This is a genomic window from Streptomyces sp. NPDC051243, assembly GCF_044455405.1.
In the GTDB taxonomy this organism is placed as follows: Bacteria; Actinomycetota; Actinomycetes; order Streptomycetales; family Streptomycetaceae; genus Streptomyces.
This window is the reverse complement of the sequence record NZ_JBITES010000007.1, coordinates 150199-172923: the sequence shown is the minus strand read 5'-3', so window position 1 is coordinate 172923 and position 22725 is coordinate 150199. Positions and strand designations below refer to the sequence as shown.

Below are 22725 nucleotides of genomic sequence, written 5' to 3'. Positions count from 1 at the left end.
TTCGGCGACCGAACCGACAACTCCGCGCCACCCGGCGGTCATCGGTCCGCCAGAACCCGGAAACTCCCGCACATTCGGGATGATCTGGGGCACGATGGGGAATGGCCGTTGCACGACCACACGGCATGCCACAGCGGGCGGGGGCTTCGAGGGGAGACCGCGCATGCTCAAAGACGTGTACACGGGGGACGGGCGACGATTAGCCGTTGAGATCTCCGGTGATCCGGGCGGTTTCCCGGTGTTCCTGCTGCACGGCACACCGGGCAGCAGACTCGGCCCCGCACCCCGGCCCATGCTGCTGTACCACCAGCGGGTCCGGCTGATCACCTACGACCGCCCGGGCTACGGTTCCTCGGACCCGTTGCCCGGGCGATCCGTCTCCCATGTCGCGGCCGATGTCGCCGCCGTCGCCGAAGCCCTCGGCATCGAGCGCTTCGCCGTGGTCGGCCGCTCCGGCGGCGGACCGCACGCGCTGGCCTGCGCCGCTCTGCTGCCCGACCGGGTGACCCGGGTGGCGGTGCTGGTGAGCCTGGCCCCCCGCGACGCCGACGGACTCGACTGGTTCGCCGGAATGGCGGCCTTCAACGTCACCGAGTACTCCAACGCCCTCGCCAGCCCGGACCGGCTCGCGGCCAGCCTGCGCAAACAGTCCGTCGCCATCCGCTCGGACCCGGTGCGGCTGCTGGCACAGTTGCGCGGGGACCTCACCGAGTCCGATCTCCGGGTGGTCGCGGACGCCGGGGTCCGCGCCATGCTGCTGCGCAACTACCGCGAAGGACTGCGGATGTCGGCCGACGGCTGGGTGGACGACGCGCTGTCGTTCTGCAGCCCCTGGGGGTTCAATCCGGCCGACATCTCCGTGCCGGTGCTGCTGTGGCACGGGGAGCAGGACGCCTTCGCCCCGCCCGGCCACGCCCGCTGGCTGGCCGCCCGGATCCCCAGCGTGACCGCCATCCTGCAGCCGGCCGCCGCGCACTTCGGCTCGCTGCGTGTGCTGCCGGACATCGTGACCTGGCTGCTCGGCGGCCGCCAGCCCGTGGCGACCGCCGACCAGCACTGACCTGAGACGCGCCCTGCCCGAGGGAGCCGCCGCTCACACCGGCAGGGGCTCCAGATCCCGGTGGATCCGCTTGCCCTCGCGCACGGTCGCCGTGTGCGGATGGTCCTCGCCGAGCAGCCGGGCCAGATCGGTGCGGGCGCTCTCCTGAAGCTGGTCGGCCTCCGGGATCCGGTCCAGTGCGCGCAGGGTCACCGACAGGTTGGCGCGCGAGACGACGGTGTCCGGGTGGCCGTGGCCGAGGCCGGCCTGGAAACCGGCGACGGCCATCCGTTCCAGTTCCTCGGCCTCGTTCGGCCTGCCCAGTTCCGCGAGCACGTTGGCGAGGTTGACGGCGCAGGCCAGGCTGTACGGATGGCGTTCGCCGAGCACCTCGCGCAGTGTGGCCAGATTCTCCTCCAGCAGCGCCCGTGCCTTGTCCACCTCGCCCGAACCGCGCAGGAAGATACCGAGGTTGTTGACGGCGGCCAGCGTCGCCGGGTGCCGCACACCGGGTGCCGTCCGGTACTGCGGCACGACGTCCTGGGCCAGGGCGAGGGCCTCCTCGCGGGCGCCGGTGGCGTACAGGTCGGTGGCGTAGTTGAGGGTGCAGTCCAGGACGTCGGGGGTCGTGGTGGGGGTGTCGCGGGTGCGGTAGTACTCGCGGGTCTGGTGGGTGATGGCGCGCGCCTCGGTGACCTGCCCCGCCTTGCGCAGGGAGACGGCGAGGCTCTTGGCGGTGCGCAGGGTCTCGGGGTAGGTGTCGCCGAACAGCTCCTGGTAGGCGGTGTAGCCACGGCGCAGCAGCGAGATCGAGGTGCCGTACTCGCCGACCTCGCGCAGGTCACGGCCCAGGTTGGTGACGCTCAGCAGGGTCTCCGGGTTCGTCTCGCCGAGGTCGTTGCGCCACCGGTCGTAGATCTCCTGGTCGACGTCACGGGCCTCGGCGTAGCGGCCGAGCTGGCGCAGGCACACGGCACGGTTGTTGTTGGCCTTGAGGGTGCGCGGGTGGTCCTCGCCGAAGCTCTCCTTGAATCCGCTGTACGCCGCCGTGGCCATCTCCAGGGCCTCGGTGAAGCGTCCGATGCTCCCCAGGTCGGTCGCGAGACCGCTGGTCGTCATCAGGACGTGCGGATGGTCCGGGGCAAGCAGCCGGCGCTGCTGGGCCAGGGTGTCCGAGCCCACCCTCTCCGCCTCCACGTACTTGCCGAGGGAGCGCAGCACGTTGGCGATGTGGAAGCGCAGATAGAGGATCTGCATCCGCAGGTCCCGGGCATAGCGCTCGTGTTCGGCCAGCGCCTTGGCGTCCTCGGCGTCGGCCCTTCCCGTGCGCTCCCTGCCCGCGGCGATCCGTTTCTCCAGCTCGGTGATCTGGGCGCTGCGGGCGCTGAGTTGCTCCTCCCAGGACGCGCGCAGCTCCTCGCCGAGGCCGAGAGCGGCGTTGAGGTCGCCGCGCTTCCAGAGGTAGCGGACGCGGTCGATGAGGAGTTGCCGCGTCTTGGGCTCGTCGCACGTGCTCGCCTCGGAGGCCTCCAGATGCGGCCAGATCGCGGCGAAGACGGGGCGGTTCTCCGGGGCGTCGATCGGCTCCTCGCCGGTCGGCCGGGCGCCGGCCAGGATGCGGTGCACGACGTGCTGGGCGTCCAGTTGTTCCTGCGGTGTCAACTGCGCGCGGATGACGGCCTGGACCAGCCGGTGCACCTGGATCGACTCGGTGGCCCGGTCGACCTTGGCGAGCGCGAAGCGGCCGATCTCCCGGATCACCCGGCCGAGGACCATCTTCTCCTGCAGCGAGGGGTCCTTCTCGGCCAGGACTCGGATCATTTCGTCGCCGTAGAGCAGCTTCATGGAGATCGGCTCGGCCGCGAAGAAGGCGCACAGTCGAAGCAGTTGCACGGCGGCCGGGGAGCGCTCCTTGAGGCGCTCGATGGAGACGTTCCAGGTGGCCGCCACCGGCTGCGGGTAGTTGGAGGGCTGGCTGAACGACAGCACGAGCTCGGCCTGTTGTTCCAGCTCCGCCAGGTAGGTGTCGACGGGGGTGCCGGTCTCCGCGAGCCAGGCGCCGGCCTGGTCGAGGGCGAGGGGCAGGTCGCCGACGGCCGCGGCGACCCGGTCGGCGTCCTCGGTGCTGAGGTCGGCGGCCCGGCGCAGCAGGTGCTCGATGCTCTCCTCACGCAGGAAGGGGTCGACCTCGATGGTCTCCCCGTGCTGCGACCAGCCCTGGTTGCGGGAGGTGACCAGGATGTGGCCGTTGCCGCCGGGGAAGTGCCGGCTGACCTCCTGCGGCTCGTCGGCGTTGTCGAAGACCAGCAGCCAGCGCAGCGCGGAGCCGGACTGGCGCAGGTGGTCGCGCACCTCCTGCGCGGCCTGCGCCGCCTCGTCGCCGACCCGCAGTCCGAGGCGGCCGCCGAGCTCGGCGAGGGAGGAGATGACCAGTTCGTTCTGCTCGGACGGGATCCACCACACCAGGTCGTAGTCGGCGGCGAACCGGTGCACGTACTCCAGCGCGATCTGTGTCTTGCCGACGCCGCCGAGGCCGTAGAGGGCGTACGGCGCCGGGGAGACGCCGGTGGTGCTGGAGCCGAGGCTGTCGCGCAGCCTCTCCAGCAGGGCGCTGCGGCCGGTGAAGGAGGCGTTGCGGGGCGAGACGTTCCAGAACTTGGGTGCGGTGCCGGGGAAGCGGGCCTCGGTGGGCGGGCCGTCCGCCTGGCGCTCGGCGGGCAGGGCGGGCTTGCCGAGGGCGCGCAGCAGCGCCCCGGTGGCCTGTGTCTCGTCCAGCCGTACCAGGTCCACCGGAGTCCACTCGCTGAACATCGGCGCCGGACGGATGTCGCCCACCCGGATGGGGACGACCTGGCGACGGCCCGACGGGTCGCCTCCGGTCGCGGTCTCCCACACCTGGCGGGCCCGCGCCGAGCGCTGGTAGGCCGGGGAGAGCACGACCACCGTGCGGTCGGCCGGTTTCTCGGCTCCGTCGCCCTCGCAGCCCACGTACTTCAGCACCACCCGGAAGCCGGCCCGGGTGAGCAGCGCGGCGATCCAGTCCGCCCACATCCGGTCCTCGGAGACGTAGCTGAGGTGCAGGTCGGCCGGAAGCGCCGAACGGCTGCGGGTGAACGCCTTCTTGATGGCGAGGCGCACCTCCTCGTCCATGCGCGGCAGCGCGGTGACGGCCTGGTCGGTGATGACTCCGGTGAGCCGCTCGAAGGCGGCGAGCAGCGAGCCGGCGTTCCCGGCCTCGTCACCGAAGGTCGCGAGGGTCTCCTCGTAGGCGTAGTAGGGCCGGTAGGGGATCTCCACGGAGCCCCAGTAACGGGTGAGCTGGGCCTCGGTCATACCGGAGGGGAACCGGTCGAACTTCGCCCGGGCGAGGGACCGGCCCGCGTCGGCCTTCTCCTTCTCTCCCTCGTCGATGCGCATCGGGACGGGCAGGATGCGGATACGGCGGCTGCGGAAGCGTTCGTCGATGTGGTGGGCGACCGCGGCGGCCCCGTCGATGCTCTGGCCGCTGAGGGTGAAGCAGTCGACGAGGATGTCGGGCAGATGGGCGGTGCAGATGTCGGCGATGTCGGACAGGCCGGTGCGGCTGTCGATGAGGACGTAGTCGTAGTGGTGGCGCATGTCGTCGCGTAACGCGTCGAAGAACAGCCCGCCGCCGAGGTGTTCGTAGAAGTTGTCCCAGTCGAAGGTGCTGACGATCGCCGAGTAGTCGCGGTTCTGCCGGCCGGCGGAGACGAGGTCGAGGGTGCCCGGCTCGGGGAAGTCCCACTCCAGGGAGACCGCGTGACGCTGGATGCGGGCGTACTGGCGGTGCCAGTCGGCGGGCCGGTGCCCGGTCTCCGTGGAGTCGGCCGAGGCCGCCCAGGCGTAGTCGGTGAGCAGGTCGATGACACCGGTGGTGGCTCCGACCGTCGCCGGGTCGAGGAACGGATGGAAGAAGCGGTGCAGGCCGGGCGCCTCCAGGTCCCAGTCCACGGCGAGGACGCGTTTGCCGTTGGCGGCGAGGATCCAGGCGGTGTTGGCGAGGGCCATGGTCCGGCCGGTGCCGCCCTTGTACGAGTAGAACGTCACGACCCGGCCGTCGCGGCCGTCACGTCCGTCAAGGCTGCTCATCGCGGTCTTCCTCCTCGGCATGCGGGCGATGCACCGGTGGCTGGCTGTCCTCGTGTCCCGCGACGCTCAGCCGGAACCGCGGGGTGGCCCTGCCCGGCGGCGGCTGCGCGGGGGCGTTTTTGAGGTGCTGGGCCGCTGCCCACTGCACGACACGGGGCAGCAGCGCGTCGAAGGACTCGTGGTCGGGGATGCCGCGGACGGCGGGCCGGCAGGCCTGCTCCGCCTGGCTGACGGTGCGCGGCAGGGTCGCCGCCGTCTCCGCGGTCAGCGCCTGTTTGGCGTCCTCGCTGTCCGGGTCGTCGTCGTTCCAGGGCACCATGAGCCCGGTCGCCGGGCGGTGGGTGGCGTCGAACTTGCCGAGCCGGGTGCGCTGTTCGGGGTCGCGCAGCACCCAGCGGTCGAGCAGCACGACCTCCGGGCCGGCGACGGCCGCCGATCCTCCCCCGGAGGGGGTACCGCCGGCCTCGCTGTGCCAGGTGTCGAAGGCCTGGACGTCGGGCCGGAAGCCGTTGCGTTCGGCGATGGCGGCGGCCATCTCGGCCAGCGGTCTGGGGCATTCGGGCCGGAAGGGGTTCCAGTCGAGCGCCGAGGGACCGTAGTAGTCGGGGCTGCGTCCCTCGGGCAGCCGGTCCAGGGAGGCCGCGGCGACGGTGATGCGCAGCATGCGCCCGGTGCGCAGCGTCGCGAAGGTGTCCCGCACGGCGTCCCAGGCGGGGGTCTCCCCTGGTTCGACGACAACGCTCTTGCCGACCTCGATGATGCGCCGGGCCAGTTCGAACACGGCTCGCTGGTAGTGGCGGCGATGGCTGCTGAGCTTCATCAGGCCGTAGAACCCGTAGTCGGGGTACCGGTCGCCGAGTTCGGGGTGCTTGTACTGGATGTCCTTGACGGAGTCGGGGAGTTGGTGGTCCTCGATCGGCGCCCACAGGGCCGGCACGATCGCACCCGGTGTGCCCCGGCGCCCCTCGGCCCGGTACCGCGCGGACCGTGTCGCGAAGATCGTCCACTCCTTGCCGCACCAGGAGCTGTGGAAGTAGCGCGGCGAGTACAGGGGCACGAACACCCGGCAGGCGGCGAGGGCGTCCCCCAGCTCGGTCGTCCACAGCTGGCCCGCGCGCATCGAACGGTCCATGTATCCGGCCGCGCCGAGCGGCACGGCGGTCAGCTGCCGGATGTCCTCGCACAGGTCGCGGAAGAGCCGCTGCACCCACACGTCCGGATCACCGCCGTCGGTGTCGTCCCGGGGGGTGTGGGCGTAGCTGAGGAAGAAGTACGGGGCGGTCGTGTCCGCCCGTAACGGCACCATCGGCTCCACATGATCCCCCGATCCCGCTCCGTCCCCCCGGGAGCGTGGACACTCAGTGTAGGAAGCCGGACGCTTTTTGCAGCCGTTCCGTCGCACGCGGGCTGGGGCGATTTCCGGCCAGCCATCCGACCGCGAAGTCCACCGCCGCCCGCAGCGGCAGCGACCGGACCCGGGCCGAACCCAGCCGCCCGTGCCGGACGCCGGGCACCGGCAGGGCGGCGTCGTGCGCCTCGTACGCGGCGCCGAGGGCGCCGAAGTCGCTGTCGTTCAGGTCGACGTCCTTGTACGACATCCACTGGCGCCGACCGTCCCGCAGCACGACGCAGCGGTACTCCCGCCGGGGCGGGTCGGCGACGCGGTACTCCGCGAGGTGGAAGGCGCTGCACACCTCGTAGCCGACGCCGATCAGCAGCACCCGCGCGTCCGCGGCGTACAACCGGGCGAGCGGCGACTGCTCGCCCAGGTGGCATTCCTCGTCGTGGTCCGCCATCAGTTCCGCGGCCCGGGCGCCGACGGCCGCGAAGGACGTCTGCGGATGCCGGCTGCGCACCGCGTCCGGGCTGCGTCGTACGGCCTCGGCCAGCCGCCCCATGCCCTGCGAGGGCGTGCGCAGGAGGTCGAAGGGCGGCATCGCCTCCTGATAGGCCGATAATTGACTGTCCGTCATGTCGCGCGTGTGGCGGCGGTATTCCGGTGAGGAGTCGGAGTTCCCGGCGGTGAACGTCGGGACGACCAGCGTGCCGTCCGGTCCGAGCCCGTCGGCCAGCACACGCCGTACTTCGTCGGCGGCCGCACCGATCCGGCGCAGAGAGGCGTGCACCAGCAGTGTCTCTCCGGCTCGCACGCCCAGGGCGTCGAGATCACGCACGGAGAGCCGGGCCCCGGTCATGCGCCGGCCCGCCGCACACCGTCGACGAAGCGCCGCCCGAGCACGGTGAGCGAGGGTGCGGCGGCCAACTCCTCCAGCCGGGCGCGGGTCTGCCTTGCCGCTTCGGGGTCGGGCCGCAGCAGGTCGGTCGCCACGCGGGCGTAGACGTCGGCGAGCAGGTCGCCGACGCGGGTGTCGGTCTCGTCGTAGAGCTCGCACAGGTCGAGCAGGGCGTCGAGGGCGCCGAGCCGGAATCCCCGCACCAGGTCGGTCGCGAGGGGTACCGGGTCGGTGGTCAGGGCGGCCCCGAGCGCGGCGAATCCCGCGCCGGTCGAGGCGGGGTGCGGATCGGCCGAGCCGGCGAGCGGGGTCACCACGCGGACGCCGGCCGCCATCGCTTCGGCCGTGGTGGGCAGTGCCTTGCGGATCAACGCCCAGGCCTGGGGCAGCACATGCCGCCACTGTTCGCTCTCCTCGTCCGTCAGCCGCTCCTGGACGGGCCGGCCGAAGCAGTCGCGGTACGGATCGATGTCGTCCAGCGCCACCTCCAGTCCGTCGGCCCGCAGCCATCGCACGGGCTCCCAGTCGGGGCCGTCGATCCGATCGGGCGTCAACTCGACCGTGGGTGCGCCGGTCCCGACCCACAGCCGCCCCAGCCCGGGAAGGTACGCGTAGCCGTCCCGCACCGGCACCGTGCCGCGGTCGACAGCGCCGGCGGGCAGCGCGGCAGCGGCCACGAGAGCGGCGAGATGGTCGGTGGGAGCCGCGCCGTCCAGGCAGCGCACGGCCCAGGTCCGGGTGTACGGGTGGGCCAGCAGGGTCGTCACCGCGGCACTGTTGCGTCGGCCGATCTCGAGCGCCGTCCGCCATGCGCGGGCCCACAGCCCGGTGTCCCTGCCCGGCTCGCGGTCGATGAGGGCCAGCAACTCCCGGGTGACGGCCTGCCTCGCCCGCGCCAGCTCCCGTACGGCCGTGCCGTCGTCGCTGCCGTCGGCCAGCGCGTCGAAGCCGTCGACCGGCCGGCCCGCTCCGGCGCCGGTGCGTGCGTCGATGGAGCGGATGAGCGCTTCGAGGTCCGCGCAGTAGACCGACGGGTTGTCGAAGTCCGTGCCGTCGCCGCGATACCGGTGCGCGTAGAGCCCGCCTCCGCAGGAGCGCACGACGGGGCAGGACCGGCAGGTCTCGCTCAGCCCCGTGAGCCCCTGCTGCCGTGCCGTGATGCCGGGGTGCAGTGCCACCTCGTCCAGGGTGTGGCGGAAGACGTCCTCCCCGGTGCCGGGTGCGCCGTCGTAGGCGGTCTTGAGCGAGTCCGCTTGCTCGAAGGTGCCGTCGGTCTCGACCACCACGACATCGGCCGGCGCGAGCCCCATGGCCTCGGTCAGGCTCGGGCCGCCGCCCAGGGTGCTGACGATCGAGTCGAACAGCCGCACCGGCATCGGACGTCCCTGGGCGTCCCAGCGGTCGTGGATCGCCATCAGCCAGTCGGCGTACGGGGTGGCGGCGCCGTCGGGACGCGGGGGCGGGTCGTCCCAGGTCGCGTGCGGCAGAAGGAAGTCGATGCGCGGCGGTTCCTGCGCGGCCAGCGCGTCGTAGACGGCGACGGGGTCGTTGCGCACGTCGACGGTGCACAGCAGGCCCGCGTACAGACGGCGGTAGCGTTCCTGCCGGATGAGTGAGAGTGCCGCCAGCACCCTGTCGTGACTGCTGCGGCCGTCGGCATAGCGTCGGTGCAGGTCGTTGGCGGCCCGGTCGCCGTCCAGGGAGATACCCACCCGGACGTCGAATTCGTCGAACAGGTCGAGGAATCTGCTGCTGAGCTGGACTCCGTTGGTGTGAATGCGTAAGTCGAGCCGGGCGACCCCGTCCAGACGGTTGCGCAGTTCCTCGCAGACCCGGCGTAAGCGAACCGGGCCGGCCAGCAAGGGCTCACCTCCGTGCAGGATGACCTGCACGGAGGCAAGCGCGTGGGCCTTCGCGTGTTCCGCCAGACGCAGCGCCGTCCAGGAGATGACCTCGTCCGAGATCACTTTCGGCCGGGAGGTCCAGCTCTGGTCGGCGTGCTCGTACACATAACAGTGATCACACGCAAGGTCGCACCGACTGTGCACCTTGAGTACGAGTTGTTTGAGCGGAACCGGCGGGCTTGTCATTGCGACAGACTCGATGTCATCCAACCGACGACGAGAAGGTGATCCCGTCCGTCCTGCGGTTCTGCGTGGCGGAGAGAGCGCGGCGGCGTCCCCGGGCGAACTTCGGCTCACACGGGGCATCCAGTTGCGTCGCGGCGGCGTGGGTGTCGACGACGGCCGTCGACCGCTCGGTGGTTCTTGCTCGCTTGATCACAGTGTCCCCTGGTCGGGAGAGTGGAAGGTGAGGTGGATCGACCCTGCGCCGCGCGGCGGAGAGCCCTAGAGCGCAAACCGTATCGCCTACCGGGGCGTAGCGACCCTAGGGGAAGCCTACGAGTCGGGACATTCCGCAGGTCAACGAGCGGCGAACGCGGGGTGTGAACTCTAGCCCGCTCAGGTGACTTCGCTCACACGCCCGTCGGCACCGCGCTCGGGTCAGGCGTAGAACCGCGACACGCTCTGCAGCACCGCCGCCGGCTTCGCCCCGCCCTCGATCTCTATCGTCCCGTCGACCGTGATCTGCGCCCCGCCCGGCACCTCCTCGACCTCCGCCAGCCTCCCGACCAGCCGTATGCGCGAGCCCACCTTGACCGGCGACGGGAAACGCACCTTGTTCAGGCCGTAGTTGACCTTCGTCGTGACGCCCTGGACGTCGAGCAGCTCGGTGAACAGGGGGATGAACAGGGAGAGGGTGAGGTAGCCGTGGGCGATGGGGGCGCCGAAGGGGCCCTCGGCGGCCTTCTCGGGGTCGACGTGGATCCACTGGTGGTCGCCCGTGGCGTCGGCGAAGGTGTTGATGCGCTCCTGGGTGATCTCGATCCACTCGCTGGTGCCGAGGTCGCTGCCCGCGAGCTTCTTCAGTTCGTCGAGGCCGTTCACGGTGATGCTCATGCTCTTCCTTACTGGTTGCCGTACCGGTTGCGGACACGGGACTTGAGGAGTTTTCCGGAGGCGGTGCGCGGCAGTTCGTCCGCGAGCACCACCGATTTCGGGATCTTGTACTTGGCGAGGCGGCCGGCGAGGGACGCGAGGATCTCCTCCGGGTCCGGCGAGGCTCCCTCGCGCGGCACGACGACCGCGCGCGGCACCTCGCCCCACTTGTCGTCCGGCACGCCGATGACCGCGCACTCGACGATGTCCGGGTGGCCGAGGAGCAGGTCCTCGATCTCGGCGGGGTAGATGTTCTCGCCGCCGGAGATGATCATGTCCTTGATGCGGTCGACGATGAAGACGTAGCCGTCCTCGTCGACCCGGGCGGCGTCACCGGTGCGGAACCAGCCGTCGGCGAAGGCGGCCGCCGTCTCCTCGGGCAGTCCCCAGTAGCCGGACATCACGGCCGGGCCTCGCACCACCACCTCGCCGTTCTCGCCGATGTCGACCGGGGTGAGGTCGGGCCGCACGACCCGTACGTCGGCGAAGAAATGGGGCACGCCGGCCGAGCCCGCCTTGCTGACGGAGTGCTCCCCGTCGAGGAAGCACACGCCGAGCGCCTCGGTCATGCCGTAGCCCTGAAGGAAGGTCAGGTCGCGGTCCTGGTACGCCTCGATGAGCGGCGTCGGCACCGGGGCGCCGCCGCAGCTGAGCATCCGCAGGCTGGACAGGTCCGCCTCCGGCCAGCGCGGATGGCGGGCGATCTGCTCGAACATCGCGGGCACCCCGAACATGTAGGTGATCCGGTGCCGTGCCAACAGGTCGAGGGTCTCGCCCGGGTCGAACGCGCCGACCAGGACGCAGGTGCCGCCCTTGAGCAGCACGGGCAGGGTCAGCACGGTCAGACCCGCGATGTGGAACAGCGGCGCGCAGACCAGGGCCCGCTCGTCGGCGTGGAGATCCTTGTCGATGAGGAAGTTGACCGCGTTCCAGGTCGCGTTGGCGTGCGAGAGCATCGCGCCCTTGGGGCGGCCCGTGGTGCCGGAGGTGTAGAGAATCAGGCAGGTGTCGTCGGCGGCGACCGGCTCGTCGATCGGCTCGTGCGGCGCCTCGGCGAGTGCCGCCTCGTACTCGGCGCCGACCTCCAGGTATGTCCGGACGTCGGTGCTGCCCGGCAGCCCGGCGACCAGCCCCGCGTGCGAGGGGCCGTAGACAAGGATCTTGGCGCCGGAGTCGGCGAGCTGGTAGGCGATCTCGGGTCCGGCCAGGCGGGTGTTGAGGGGGACGAAGACCGCGCCGAGCGTGCCCGCGGCGAACAGCGTCTCCAGGAAGGAGGGGTGGTTGGGGCCGAGATAGGCGATACGATCGCCGCGCCTGAGGCCCCGGGCGCGCAGGGCGTGGGCGAGCCGGGTGGTGCGTGTGTACAACTCGGCGTAGCTGATGACCGTCTCGCCGTGGATCAGGGCGGTGCGGTGCGGGGTCTTGCGGGCCCGGCGTGCGGGCCACGACCCCAGTCCCTCGTTGCGCATGTCACGCCCCTTACGGTTTCGTCAGCCCGAGCAGACGGGCGGCGTTCTCCTTGAGGATCTTCGGCCTCACCTCGTCCTTGATCGACAGCTTCTCGAAGTCGGCGAGCCAGCGGTCGGGGGTGAGGACGGGGAAGTCGGAGCCGAAGAGGACCTTGTCCTTGAGCAGGGTGTTGGCGTACTGCACGAGCTGTGGCGGGAAGTACTTCGGCGACCAGCCGGACAGGTCGATGTGCACACCGGGCTTGTGCGTGGCGACGGCCAGGGCCTCGTCCTGCCAGGGAAAGGACGGGTGCGCCAGGATGATCTTCAGGTGCGGGAAGTCGGCCGCCACGTCGTCGACGTGGAGGGGGTTGGAGTACTTCAGGCGGATGCCGCCGCCCCCCGGGACTCCGGCACCGATGCCGGTCTGGCCCGTGTGGAACAGGGCGATCGTGCCCGTCTCCTCGATCACCTCGTAGAGGTCGTACGCCACCGAGCGGTCGTTGGGGAAGAAGCCCTGGATGCTGGGGTGGAACTTGAAGCCCTTCACCCCGTACTCCTCGACCAGCCGGCGGGCCTGCCGCACGCCCGCCCGGCCCCGGAAGGGGTCGATGGAGGCGAAGGGGATCAGCACGTCGGCGTTGGCGGCGGCCGCCTCGGCGACCTCCTCGTTCGGGACCGGTGGGGTGCCCGTCGCGGACTCGGCGTCGACCGTGAAGATCACGGCGGCCATCTTCCGCTCGCGGTAGTACGCGGCGGTCTCCTCGAGGGTCGGCTTCCGCTTGCCCTCGACCTTGAAGTAGGCGGAGGAGGCGTCGTGCAGGTCGTCGTCGAGGGAGGAGTGGCCCTTGGAGGACACCTCCGCGTGCGTGTGGACGTCGATCGCGACCAGCTCGTCGGGGTTCATGGAGGGGGCCATCACGCCTCCGGGAACTTGGGCGCCGGAACGCCGACCGACTGGAGTTCGGCGCCGACCGAGGTGGGCCACACGTCGGCCAGGGTGTCGGGGGTCCAGCCGCCGTCCGCGAACGCCGCCGCGATCTCCTGCGGATGCGACCAGAGTGCCACCTTGTCGCCGCCGATGCCGATGCACTGGCCGGTCACGCCCCGGGCCGCCTCGGAGGCGAGGAACGGGACGAGGGCCGCGCAGTCCTCGGGGGTGCCGAAGCCCTCGCCCTTGCGCAGGAAGTCGGGCAGCGGCTCGCCGTTCCTCATGGCCTCGATGTACGGGGCGAAGGCGGGGATGGTCTCGGTCATGGCGGTCGCGGCGACCGGCACGATCGCGTTGACGGTGATGTTCGCGCGGCCCAGCTCCATCGACCAGGTGCGGGCGAAGGCGGCGATGCCGGCCTTGGCGGCGGCGTAGTTCGTCTGCCCGAAGTTGCCGCGCTGTCCGGCCGGGGAGCCGACCAGGATCAGGGTGCCGCCCTCGCCCTGCTCGCGCATCCGCACGGCGGCGGCACGGGCGCAGGTGAAGGTGCCCTTCAGATGGGTCGCGATCACCGCGTCGAAGTCGTCGTCGGTCATCTTCCACAGGACCTTGTCGCGCAGGATGCCCGCGTTGGTCACCAGGATGTCGAGCCGCCCGAACTCCTCGACCGCGCGGTTCACCAGCCGGTCCGCGGCCTCGGTGGTGCCGACCGGGACGACCTCGGCGACGGCCTCGCCGCCGGCCTCGGTGATGGACTTCACGGCCGCCTCGGCCACGGCCTCGTCGACGTCGTTGACGACCACACGGGCGCCGTGGGCGGCCAGGGCCTGCGCATAGGCGAGGCCGAGGCCCCTGCCACTGCCGGTGACGACGGCGACCTTGCCGGTGAGATCGATGCTGGGCACGGGCGGGTCCCTTCAAGTGGGGGTGCGAAGAACTGCGACTGCGGGATCGAAGGTAAGAACAATAGTTGTCGACGTCAATAGTTGTTGTCGACCCGTCCTTGCGTCATGCTGGGGGCAGTACGTACGCACCGCCCCACCCGGGGCCTCGACCAGGGAGCCCGCCATCACCAGCCGGCAGACCACGAACCCCGCGCCGATCGACTCGAACGAGCCGTGGATGCGCGGACTGCACGCGGACACGGGCTATCTGCTGTACCGGCTGGGCCTGCGCTCCGGTCAGCTGTTCAACTCCTTCCTCCAGGAGTCGGGCCTGCGCCTGCGCCACTACGCGCTGCTGCGGTTCCTCGCCACATCGCCGGGCGCGCTGCAGCGCGAGCTGAGCACGTCGCTCGGCTACGACCCGAGCGCGATCGTCGGCCTGGTCGACGACCTGGAGAAGCTGGGCTTCGCCGAGCGGCGCCCGTCCCCCGACGACCGCCGCAGCCGGATCATCGTCCTGACCGAGGGCGGCCGGGCCTTCCTGCGGGACACCGACGAGGCCGGGCAGCGGGTCACCAACGAGCTGCTCCAGCCCCTCGACGCCACCGAGCGCGAGCAGCTGCACGCGCTGCTGCGCACAGTCACCGAGCCCGGGCTGGGGTGACGCCGCGCCGATGACCGCCGACGCCCTGCCGTCCCCGCCCGCCAAGGGGACGCGTTCCGCGCCCGACCGGCTGCTGGCGGTGCTCGCGGCCTTCGACCTGGAGCATCCGGCGCTCAGCCTGACGGACATCAGCCGGCGGGCCGGGCTGACCCTGACCACCGCGCACCGGCTGGTGGCCGCCCTCACGGAGTGGGGCGCCCTGGAGCGGGACGGCTCGGGCCTCTACCACGTCGGTCTGCGGCTGTGGGAGGTCGCGGCCCTCGCCCCGCGCGGGCTGGCACTGCGGCAGATCGCGCTGCCGTACCTGGAGGACCTGTACGAGGCGACGCACGAGAACGTGCAGCTGGCGGTACAGGACGGTCCCGAGGTCGTCTACATCGAGTGGCTGTCGGGACGGTCGGCGGTCGGCGTCCACATCCGGGTCGGGGCGCGCTGGCCGCTGCACGCCACCGGGGTCGGGCTCGCGCTGCTCGCGCACAGCGCCCCGGAGTTCCAGGAGGAGTACTGCGCCGGGCCGCTCGCCTCCTTCACGCCGTACACCGTCACCGAACCCGCCCGGCTGCGCCGCATGCTGGCCGACATACGCCGCACGGGGGTGGCGGTGAGCAGCCGCCAGGTCACCGACGACGCGCTGTCCGTCGCCGCCCCGGTACGCGGACCGGGCGGGTCGGTCGTCGCCGCCGTGTCGGTGGTCGTGCCGCAGGCCGACGCCCAGGTGCCGGTGCTGGCGCCGGCGGTGCGGCTCGCGGCGCGCGGGATCTCTCGGGGGCTGGGATGGCGGCCGGAGAAGGGGGCGTAGGCGACCTGCCGACGGGGGGATATCCCTCTCACCGGTGAGGACGGGGCGCGAGGTCCCTCGCGATACTGAAAGGGCCCTTGCCCCGAGGAGCCGCCGTGTCCGCTCGTTCCTTGATCGTCCCCGTGGCCGAACGCCTGCGCACGACCAATGCGTACGTCGTCGACTCGCTGCTCGCCGCACTCGTGCTGTTCGCCGTCTCCCTCCAGTGGATCTTCCCCGACGAGGGCGACGACCGGCTGACCTGGCAGGGCTGGCTGATCGGCGCGGCGACCGCGCTGCCGCTGGTGTGGCGTCGGCGGGCACCCTTCGCGACCGCGTGCGCCGTCTCGGTGGCCACCCCGGCGCAGGCCCTGTACCACGCGCCGCCGCCCGACGTGATGTACGGCGGCATCGTCGCCCTCTACACGATGGCGGCCCTGGGCAGGCCCTGGCACCGGCGCCTGATGCTGCTGGGCTGGCTGGTCGGGGTCTCGGTCACGATGATGCACAAGGAGGAACCGCAGCCGTTCGAGTACGCCTTCCATCTGCTCAGCGTGGTCTGCGCGTACGGCTTCGGCGTGCTCGCCCGGGTGCAGCGGGCCTACACCGCCGAACTGGAGGACCGGGCGCGGCGCCTGGAGCGGGAGCGGGCCGCCGACACCGCGCGGGCCATCGCGCAGGAACGCTCCCGGATCGCCCGGGACATGCACGACGTCCTCGCCCACGCGGTCAGCCTGATGGTGGTGCAGGCCGAGGCCGGGCCGGTGGTGGTGCGCAGCGACCCGGCGCGCGCGGAGGCCGCGTTCGACGCCATCGCGACGGCCGGACGGGACGCGATGGCGCAGTTGCGCCGGATCCTCGGTGTGCTCAAGGACCCGCGGGGCAACGGCGGTTCGTGGCGGTTGCCGCAGCCGGGCCTGGCCGAGCTGCCCGGCCTGGTCGACCAGGTCGCCGGGTCCACCGGCCTGCGCGTGGAGCTGCGCACCTCCGGCACGCCCCGCCCACTGCCCCCGGACACCGAGGTCGCCGCCTACCGCGTGGTCCAGGAAGCCCTCACCAACACCGTCAAGCACGCGTACGCTGCCTCCGCGATCGTCGAACTCGACTGGGCGGAGGACGAATTGACCGTGACGGTCACCGATGACGGACGGGGCCCGGCGGCCGGCCACGGCGGGCACGGTCTGATCGGCATCCGGGAGCGGGCCGCCGCCTGCGGGGGCGACGCGCGGGCCGGGCGCGGGCCGCAGGGCGGCTTCCGGGTCGCCGTACGGCTGCCCGTGGCCGTGGACCGGGAGGCGGCCCTGGGATGAGCATCCGGGTGGTCGTCGCCGACGACCAGGAACTGGTGCGCGCGGGCTTCAGCATGATCCTTCAGGCGCAGCCGGACATCGAGGTGGTCGCCGAGGCCGGGGACGGCGCCGAGGCGGTCGCCGCGGTGCGGCGGCACACGCCCGATGTGCTGCTCCTGGACATCCGCATGCCGGTCATGGACGGCCTGGACGCGGCACGGCGGGTGTGCGGGGAGTCGAGCTGCAAGGTGGTCATGCTGACCACGTTCGACCTGGACGAGTACGTGTACGAGGCGCTGTGCGCGGGGGCCAGCGGCTTCCTGCTGAAGGACGTGCGGCGCGACGACCTCGTGCACGCGGTGCGGGTCGTGGCCGCCGGTGACTCGCTGCTCGCGCCGGCCGTGACCCGGCGGCTGGTCGCGGACATCGTGCGGCGCCGCCGTGCCGAGGCGGCGGCGGAGGTGACCCCGCGGCGCCTGGAGATCCTGACCGCGCGCGAGGTGGAGACGCTGCGGATGCTGGCGCGCGGGCTGTCCAACGCGGAGATCGCCACGGCTCTGTTCGTCAGCGAGCACACCGTGAAGACGCATGTGAGCAACGTGCTGAGCAAGCTCGCTCTCAGGGACCGGGTGCAGGCGGTGATCTGCGCCTACGAGACGGGACTGGTGACGCCGGGATCCCCCTAGCGAGGGAGGTGCCGCCGCCTCTCCCCCGTACGACGGAGGCCCGCAAACCGCTCCTTCCGGCGATCCGCCGGCCACCCGTGCGCGAGGAGTCTGGGGGCGATGGCAACCGACGTCTGCCGGGAGGCACCGTGCTCTCCATGCTCGCCCGGGCGGCGACCCGCCGCCCGCTCACCGTCATCGCTCTGTGGGTGCTCTTCCTGCTGCTCGGCTTCGGCCTGGGAACGGGCGTCTTCAGCCGGCTCTCGGACAACGTGGCCGACATCCCGGGCACCGAGTCCGAAGCGGCCGGACAGTACCTCGAACGCACGGACCCCACCGGCGAGTCGATCACCGCCGTCGTCGAGGCCTCCGCCGTGTCCGACCCCGGCCTGCGGGCCCAGGTCGAGCGGGCCGTCGCCGACGTGCGGTCCGTCTCCGGAGTGGCCGCCGTGCCCGATCCGTACGCCACCCGCGGTCTGACCGCCGAGGACGGACGGGCCCTGATCATCCCGGTCACTGTGGAAGGCGGCCTCGACGACGAGGCCGAGGAGGCGGCCGTGACCGCCGCGGCCGACCGGATCAGGCAGATCGACGCGCCCGAAGTCCATGTCAGCGGAGGCCCGTTGCTGGGCACGCAGATCGCCGAACGCGCCCAGGAGGACGTACGGAACGCGGAGCTGATCTCGCTGCCGGTCGTCCTCGCCCTGCTGCTGGTGGTGTTCGGCGGGCTGCGCACGGCGGCACTGCCGCTGGTGATCGCGGTCAGCGGGATCGCGGGGGCGTTCCTTGCGCTGTTCCTGTTCAGCGGCGTCACCGACATCTCGGTGTACGCGATCCAGGTCACCACCATGCTGGGCCTCGGACTCGCCGTGGACTACGCCCTGTTGATGGTGGTCCGCTTCCGCGAGGAACGCCGCGGCACCGAGGACGTGGTGGAGGCCGTGCACCGCACGGTCGCGGCGGCCGGCCGGACCGTGCTCTTCTCCGGGCTGACGGTCGCGGTCAGCCTGACCGGACTGCTGGTGTTCCCGAGCGTCTTCCTGCGCAGCATGGGCCTGGCCGTCGCCGCCGTGGTCGTCGTCGACATGCTGGCCGCGCTGACGCTGCTGCCCGCGCTGCTGACCAGGTTCGGCGGGAAGATCTCCCCGGCGAAGGTCCGGCCGGAGGGCGAGGAGGGCCGCGTCTTCGCCCGCCTGGCCCGCTTCTCGGCGCGGCGCCGCGTGGCCGTCGTGGCCACCGTCGTCCCGGTCCTGCTGGTCCTTGCGCTGCCCGTCACCGGCATGGCGATCAACCTCGGCGACGCCAAGCAGCTGCCGTCGAGCACCGAGGCACGCCAGTTGTACGACACCGTCGACGCGCACTTCCCGCCCGGTACCGGCGTCTCCCCGATCACCGTCGTCATGAAGCCGGGCACGGACAGCGCCACCGCCGACCGGATCCGGGCGCTGTCCCCGACGGCCCAGTCCCGCGAGCTGCCCGGCGGCGCCACCGTCGTCCGTATCCAGCCGCCGGGCAGTGTCGACGGCGAGGAGGCCACCGACCTGGTCGAGCGGATCCGGGACGTCCGAGGCGACGAGCCGGTCGAGGTCACCGGACCGGCCGCCCGTCTGGTGGACTTCCGGGCGATGCTCACCGACCGGGCGCCCTGGGCGGCGGTCACGGTCCTGGCCGGCATCTTCGCCCTGCTCTTCGCCTTCACCGGCTCGCTGCTGATCCCGCTGCGCACCATCCTCACCACCCTGCTCAGCCTGGGTGCCGCGCTCGGCGCGGTGGTGTGGGTCTTCCAGGACGGCCACCTGGCCGGGCTGCTGGGCGCGGAGGGCCTCGACGCGCTGAGCCTGACCGCGCCGCCGCTGATCGTGGCGATCGCGTTCGGACTCGCCATGGACTACGAGCTGTTCATCCTGGCCCGGATGCGCGAGGCACGTGAACTCACCGGCGACGAACAGGAAGCCGTGGTCACCGGTCTGCGCCGCTCCGGCCGGGTCGTCACCTGCGCGGCGCTGCTCCTCGCGGTGGTCTTCGGCGCCTTCATGACGGGCGGCTTCGCACCCATCCTGCAGATCGGCCTGGGGCTCACCCTCGCGGTGCTGATCGACGCGACGATCGTACGGATGCTACTGGTCCCGGCGACGATGGCGCTGCTCGGCCGCCGCGCCTGGTGGGCACCCGGGCCGCTGCGCCGGCTGCACGACCGGTTCGGGCTGCGTGAGGAGGCACCGGCGCCGGCCCCCGCGCCCTCCGTGGCGACGAAGGCCTGACGCCTCCGCGGCACCGGCACACGTCCCGCGTGTGCCGGTGCCGCGCGGGCCGAGTCCGAGCCCGTCTCAGGCCGGGCCGTAGACTCCCTCGACTGGCAAATGGGGGACGGAACATGGGCGAGAGTGCACTCGACGGCCGGCTCGGGTCGGCCGTTCGGGCGGGGGACGCCGAGGCAGTGCGGGAGCTGCTGGACAAGGGCGCGGATCCGGACGCGGTGGACTCGAACGGGCTGCCGGTGCTGTGTCTGGCTGTGGCGGCGTACGACGCGCCGGTCGCCGAGGTGTTGGTGGAGGGCGGCGCGAACCCCGACCGGGTGCTGCCCGACGGGACCACGCCGCTCTGGCGCGCGGTCGACGGCGGCTCCCCGGCGACGTTCTCGGCGGTGCTGGGCAAGGAGCCCCGGCTGCGGCTTCCGCAGGCCGCCCGTGACCGGCTGCTCGCGCTGGCCCGGAGCTGGTACGAGACGGGCGCGGCCGAGGAACTCCGGCGCAGGACGGGGGCGCCGGGTCCGGTCGCGACGGTCCGGGTCGAGGACGACGAGTTCAACTGGGTCGATCAGCTCTCGCACGGCGGCCTCGTCGTGCGTGCGGGGCACGGCGCCGTCCTGACCTCGCTGGAGTGGGCCTTCCGTGTGCTGACCCCCGCCGACGAACTGATCGCCCGGGCTCTGGAGCAGCCGGACGCGGAGCATGTGGTCTGGTCGACGGTCTGCTGGATCCTCGCCCAGCGCCGCAGCTTCGAGACCTGGTCCGCGGTGGTGGCCCATCGGCACGACCCGGAGCGGGCGCATCGCCTGTTCGTGCTGGACTGCCTGCGGACGCGGGGGTTCCTCGACTCAAGCCCTCTCTACGACAAGCAGGTGCGCGACCTCCTGGCCGTCTGGGTGACCGAGGAACCGGACGGCGAGGTGCTCGCCAAGGCGCTCGACCTCTTTACCGAATACGGCCATCCGGACCAGGAGGCCATCGGCCTTCGCCACGCCGGCCATCCCGATGCGCGGGTCCGCCGCGAGGTGCCCTACGCCCTCTGCATGGACTTCGCTGCCCGTTCCCCCGCGGCCAGGGCCGCCCTGCTCGCCCTCGTGCGCGACCCGGTGCCCGAGGTGCGGCTCAGGGCGTGCCGGACGGGCCTGCGCGACGACGCCCTCCTTTCGGAGATCATCCCCGCTCTGCTGTCGCTGGCCGAGGCACCGGATGCCGACCTGCGGGGCCCGGCCGCGGAGGCGCTCGCCGACTCCCCGGACCGTACGCCCGTCGTCGCCGACGCCCTGGTGGCGTTGCTCGGCGACGAGGACCAACTCGTCCGTCTGGTGGCCGGCTACGGTCTCGCCCTGCGCGACGACCCGCGCACCGCCGAGGCGTTCGAGCGGGTAGGGCCTCTCGGTGCCGGCTACGAGTACGACCATCGGGCCGACGTGCTGTGGCGGTGGAAATGGCGGCAGGAGAGGTCGGCCGACGAGTGAAGCACCGTTCTCGCAGAGCCCGACAGACAGCCTTCAGAGGCGGACGGTCATCTCCACCGCCACCTCGTCACCCGTTCCCAGCCCCTGCGGCTTGCGTACCGCGTTCTTGAGCGGCAGCAGATAGCCGCCGTCCTTCGGGAAGAGCGACGTCTCGAAGGCGACCCCGCCGACTCTGGCCTCGACCGGGATCACACCCCAGCCGTAGGTGGCCATGGAGGCCACCTGCTGGATGTCGGCGGACTCCTCGTCCGGCACGCGGACGAAGTAGTACGGCGCGGGCCCGCGCCATTCGATCACCTGGCCGGTGAAGACGAGTTCCATGGGGTCAGTCTCTCCTGTGCTCTCCACCTGCGTCCCCCCGTCGATACTGCGGCACATTCCAGCCTTCATAGGGTGAACTCCCCTGCGACGGCGGGGTTTTCTCTGCTTCACCTCTTGACGACCGGAGGGACGGGGAGCACATTGGCGACACTTTGAGAGCGCTCTCAAAAGTGCCCGCACCCCCCTCCTCAGTCCGTACACCGAGAGGCAGCACCCCCATGACTGACCCCTCCGGCATACACCGCAGACACCGTTCCCCACGGCGCGCGCTCCTCGCCGTACTCGGCACGCTCGGTCTCGTGGCGGCCGTCGCCACCGCGGCCGTCCCGTCGGCGAGTGCCTCGGCGCCCACGCCCCCGGCGGGCTGGACGCAGGTCTTCCTCGACGACTTCAACGGCGCCGCGGGAACCGGCGTGAACACCTCCAACTGGCAGTACGCGACCGGCACCGGCTATCCCGGCGGTCCCGCCAACTGGGGCACCGGCGAGATCGAGACGATGACGAACAGCACGAACAACGTCTCGCTCGACGGCAACGGCAACCTCCGCATCACCCCGCGCCGGGACGCCTCCGGCAACTGGACCTCGGGTCGCATCGAGACCAACCGCACCGACTTCGAGCCCCCCGCGGGCGGCAAACTCCGCGTGGAGGCCCGCATCCAGGTGCCGAACGTGACCGGGGCCGCCGCCAAGGGCTACTGGCCGGCGTTCTGGATGCTGGGCGCGCCCTACCGCGGCAACTACTGGAACTGGCCCGGCGTCGGCGAGCTGGACATCATGGAGAACACCCAGGGCCAGAACACCGTGTACGCCACGATGCACTGCGGCACCTCACCGGGCGGCCCCTGCAACGAGACCAGCGGCATCAGCGGCAACACCACCTGCCCCGGCACGACCTGCCAGGCCGGCTTCCACACCTACCGGATGGAGTGGGACCGCTCGACGAGCCCCGAGGAGATCCGCTTCTCCCTCGACGGCACCACCTTCCACACCGTGCGGGCCAATCAGGTCGACGCGACGACGTGGGCGAACGCGACGAACCACGGTTTCTTCATCATCCTCAACGTGGCCATGGGCGGCGGCTTCCCGGACGCCTTCGGCGGCGGCCCGGACAGTGGGACGCAGCCGGGCCACGCCATGGTCGTCGACTACGTCCAGGTCCTGTCGGCCGGCGGGAGCGGTACCACACCCCCGCCGACGGGCAACCGTGACGCCTACAGCGCCATCCAGGCCGAGTCGTACGACAGCCAGAGCGGCACCAGCACCGAGTCCACCTCCGACTCGGGCGGCGGACAGAACATCGGCTCCCTCGCAGGCGGAGACTGGGCGCTCTACCGGGGCGTCACCTTCGGTTCCACGGCGGCCACCCAGTTCGCCGCCCGGGTGGCGAGCGGTGCGGCGAGCGGCGTCAGCGGTCTGGTCGAGGTGCGCCTGGACAGCCGTAGCAACGCACCCGTCGGCAGTTTCTCGGTGGCCAACACCGGGGGATGGCAGTCGTGGCGGACGATCCCGGCGAACATCAGCGGGGTGACCGGCACGCACGACGTCTATCTCACCTTCACCAGCGGACAGGCGTCGGACTTCGTGAACGTCAACTGGTTCCACTTCGGCCGCTGACCGGCGCGTTGCCGATGCCCCGC

At 71.7% G+C, this 22725-nt stretch carries 17 protein-coding genes; 8 read left to right on the top strand and 9 right to left on the bottom strand.

Going from position 1 to position 22725, the window contains the following annotated elements; translation table 11 throughout:
• The first annotated feature begins 163 nt into the window (after positions 1–163).
• Positions 164–1060 carry an alpha/beta fold hydrolase gene (locus ACIBAG_RS19350; protein WP_399106606.1) on the top strand — a complete coding sequence of 299 codons (897 nt, stop codon included), beginning with the start codon at positions 164–166 and terminating at the stop codon, positions 1058–1060.
• Positions 1061–1093: 33 nt separating this feature from the next.
• Here the strand turns inward: ACIBAG_RS19350 and fxsT are convergent, their stop codons facing one another.
• The 8 genes from fxsT to ACIBAG_RS19310 form a co-directional block, all read right to left on the bottom strand.
• On the bottom strand, positions 1094–5149 hold the full coding sequence (gene fxsT, locus ACIBAG_RS19345; RefSeq protein ID WP_399106604.1) for an FxSxx-COOH system tetratricopeptide repeat protein: 4056 nt from the start codon (positions 5147–5149) through the stop codon (positions 1094–1096).
• Positions 5136–6455 (bottom strand): TIR-like protein FxsC, encoded by a 1320-nt coding sequence (locus tag ACIBAG_RS19340; protein ID WP_399106602.1) that lies wholly within the window; start codon positions 6453–6455, stop codon positions 5136–5138. The genes fxsT and ACIBAG_RS19340 overlap by 14 nt, the downstream gene beginning before the upstream one ends.
• A gap of 52 nt (positions 6456–6507) precedes the next feature.
• Positions 6508–7344 (bottom strand): aminoglycoside N(3)-acetyltransferase, encoded by an 837-nt coding sequence (locus ACIBAG_RS19335; RefSeq protein ID WP_399106597.1) that lies wholly within the window; start codon positions 7342–7344, stop codon positions 6508–6510.
• Positions 7341–9473: an FxsB family cyclophane-forming radical SAM/SPASM peptide maturase gene (locus tag ACIBAG_RS19330; RefSeq protein WP_399106595.1), complete on the bottom strand. Its 2133-nt coding sequence runs from the start codon at positions 9471–9473 to the stop codon at positions 7341–7343. Before ACIBAG_RS19330 ends, ACIBAG_RS19335 begins: the two co-directional genes overlap by 4 nt.
• A 414-nt stretch (positions 9474–9887) precedes the next feature.
• The gene (locus ACIBAG_RS19325) at positions 9888–10343 is read right to left on the bottom strand and encodes a MaoC family dehydratase (protein ID WP_393444679.1); all 456 of its coding nucleotides are present in this window, start codon (positions 10341–10343) and stop codon (positions 9888–9890) included.
• A gap of 8 nt (positions 10344–10351) precedes the next feature.
• Complete coding sequence (locus tag ACIBAG_RS19320) at positions 10352–11851, bottom strand: long-chain fatty acid--CoA ligase (protein ID WP_399106593.1); 1500 nt, start codon at positions 11849–11851, stop codon at positions 10352–10354.
• Positions 11852–11861: 10 nt separating this feature from the next.
• A complete protein-coding gene (locus ACIBAG_RS19315) occupies positions 11862–12737 on the bottom strand; it encodes an amidohydrolase family protein (RefSeq protein WP_399106961.1) in 876 nt (291 codons plus the stop codon).
• 11 nt (positions 12738–12748) lie between these two features.
• Positions 12749–13666 carry an SDR family NAD(P)-dependent oxidoreductase gene (locus ACIBAG_RS19310; RefSeq protein WP_399106591.1) on the bottom strand — a complete coding sequence of 306 codons (918 nt, stop codon included), beginning with the start codon at positions 13664–13666 and terminating at the stop codon, positions 12749–12751.
• Positions 13667–13883: 217 nt separating this feature from the next.
• On the opposite strand from ACIBAG_RS19310, the gene ACIBAG_RS19305 reads away from it, so the two are divergent.
• The 6 genes from ACIBAG_RS19305 to ACIBAG_RS19280 all read left to right on the top strand — a co-directional run bounded on the left by ACIBAG_RS19305 (position 13884) and on the right by ACIBAG_RS19280 (position 20765).
• Positions 13884–14309 (top strand): MarR family winged helix-turn-helix transcriptional regulator, encoded by a 426-nt coding sequence (locus ACIBAG_RS19305; RefSeq protein ID WP_399106588.1) that lies wholly within the window; start codon positions 13884–13886, stop codon positions 14307–14309.
• Between the two features lie 10 nt (positions 14310–14319).
• On the top strand, positions 14320–15108 hold the full coding sequence (locus ACIBAG_RS19300; RefSeq protein WP_399106586.1) for an IclR family transcriptional regulator: 789 nt from the start codon (positions 14320–14322) through the stop codon (positions 15106–15108).
• A 95-nt stretch (positions 15109–15203) separates the two neighbouring features.
• Positions 15204–16397 carry a sensor histidine kinase gene (locus ACIBAG_RS19295; protein ID WP_399106584.1) on the top strand — a complete coding sequence of 398 codons (1194 nt, stop codon included), beginning with the start codon at positions 15204–15206 and terminating at the stop codon, positions 16395–16397.
• A complete protein-coding gene (locus ACIBAG_RS19290) occupies positions 16394–17062 on the top strand; it encodes a response regulator (protein WP_399106582.1) in 669 nt (222 codons plus the stop codon). Before ACIBAG_RS19295 ends, ACIBAG_RS19290 begins: the two co-directional genes overlap by 4 nt.
• 128 nt (positions 17063–17190) lie before the next feature.
• Positions 17191–19302, top strand: a complete 2112-nt coding sequence (locus tag ACIBAG_RS19285) for an MMPL family transporter (RefSeq protein WP_399106580.1) — start codon at positions 17191–17193, stop codon at positions 19300–19302.
• A 113-nt stretch (positions 19303–19415) separates the two neighbouring features.
• Entirely contained in the window at positions 19416–20765 is a 1350-nt protein-coding gene (locus ACIBAG_RS19280; protein ID WP_399106578.1) for a HEAT repeat domain-containing protein, read from the top strand.
• Positions 20766–20798: 33 nt separating this feature from the next.
• Here the strand turns inward: ACIBAG_RS19280 and ACIBAG_RS19275 are convergent, their stop codons facing one another.
• Complete coding sequence (locus tag ACIBAG_RS19275; RefSeq protein ID WP_399106576.1) at positions 20799–21086, bottom strand: DUF1905 domain-containing protein; 288 nt, start codon at positions 21084–21086, stop codon at positions 20799–20801.
• A 218-nt stretch (positions 21087–21304) separates the two neighbouring features.
• Here ACIBAG_RS19275 and ACIBAG_RS19270 point away from each other — a divergent pair, with 218 nt between their 5' ends.
• The gene (locus tag ACIBAG_RS19270; RefSeq protein ID WP_399106574.1) at positions 21305–22702 is read left to right on the top strand and encodes a glycoside hydrolase family 16 protein; all 1398 of its coding nucleotides are present in this window, start codon (positions 21305–21307) and stop codon (positions 22700–22702) included.
• The last annotated feature ends 23 nt before the right edge of the window (positions 22703–22725 follow it).

Coding starts and splice junctions, on each gene's coding strand:
- ACIBAG_RS19350 (WP_399106606.1), top strand. CDS start 164: ATGCTCAAAGACGTGTACACGGGGGACGGGCGACGATTAGCCGTTGAG.
- fxsT (WP_399106604.1), bottom strand. CDS start 5,149: ATGAGCAGCCTTGACGGACGTGACGGCCGCGACGGCCGGGTCGTGACG.
- ACIBAG_RS19340 (WP_399106602.1), bottom strand. CDS start 6,455: ATGGTGCCGTTACGGGCGGACACGACCGCCCCGTACTTCTTCCTCAGC.
- ACIBAG_RS19335 (WP_399106597.1), bottom strand. CDS start 7,344: ATGACCGGGGCCCGGCTCTCCGTGCGTGATCTCGACGCCCTGGGCGTG.
- ACIBAG_RS19330 (WP_399106595.1), bottom strand. CDS start 9,473: ATGACAAGCCCGCCGGTTCCGCTCAAACAACTCGTACTCAAGGTGCAC.
- ACIBAG_RS19325 (WP_393444679.1), bottom strand. CDS start 10,343: ATGAGCATCACCGTGAACGGCCTCGACGAACTGAAGAAGCTCGCGGGC.
- ACIBAG_RS19320 (WP_399106593.1), bottom strand. CDS start 11,851: ATGCGCAACGAGGGACTGGGGTCGTGGCCCGCACGCCGGGCCCGCAAG.
- ACIBAG_RS19315 (WP_399106961.1), bottom strand. CDS start 12,737: ATGAACCCCGACGAGCTGGTCGCGATCGACGTCCACACGCACGCGGAG.
- ACIBAG_RS19305 (WP_399106588.1), top strand. CDS start 13,884: ATGCGCGGACTGCACGCGGACACGGGCTATCTGCTGTACCGGCTGGGC.
- ACIBAG_RS19300 (WP_399106586.1), top strand. CDS start 14,320: ATGACCGCCGACGCCCTGCCGTCCCCGCCCGCCAAGGGGACGCGTTCC.
- ACIBAG_RS19290 (WP_399106582.1), top strand. CDS start 16,394: ATGAGCATCCGGGTGGTCGTCGCCGACGACCAGGAACTGGTGCGCGCG.
- ACIBAG_RS19280 (WP_399106578.1), top strand. CDS start 19,416: ATGGGCGAGAGTGCACTCGACGGCCGGCTCGGGTCGGCCGTTCGGGCG.
- ACIBAG_RS19275 (WP_399106576.1), bottom strand. CDS start 21,086: ATGGAACTCGTCTTCACCGGCCAGGTGATCGAATGGCGCGGGCCCGCG.
- ACIBAG_RS19270 (WP_399106574.1), top strand. CDS start 21,305: ATGACTGACCCCTCCGGCATACACCGCAGACACCGTTCCCCACGGCGC.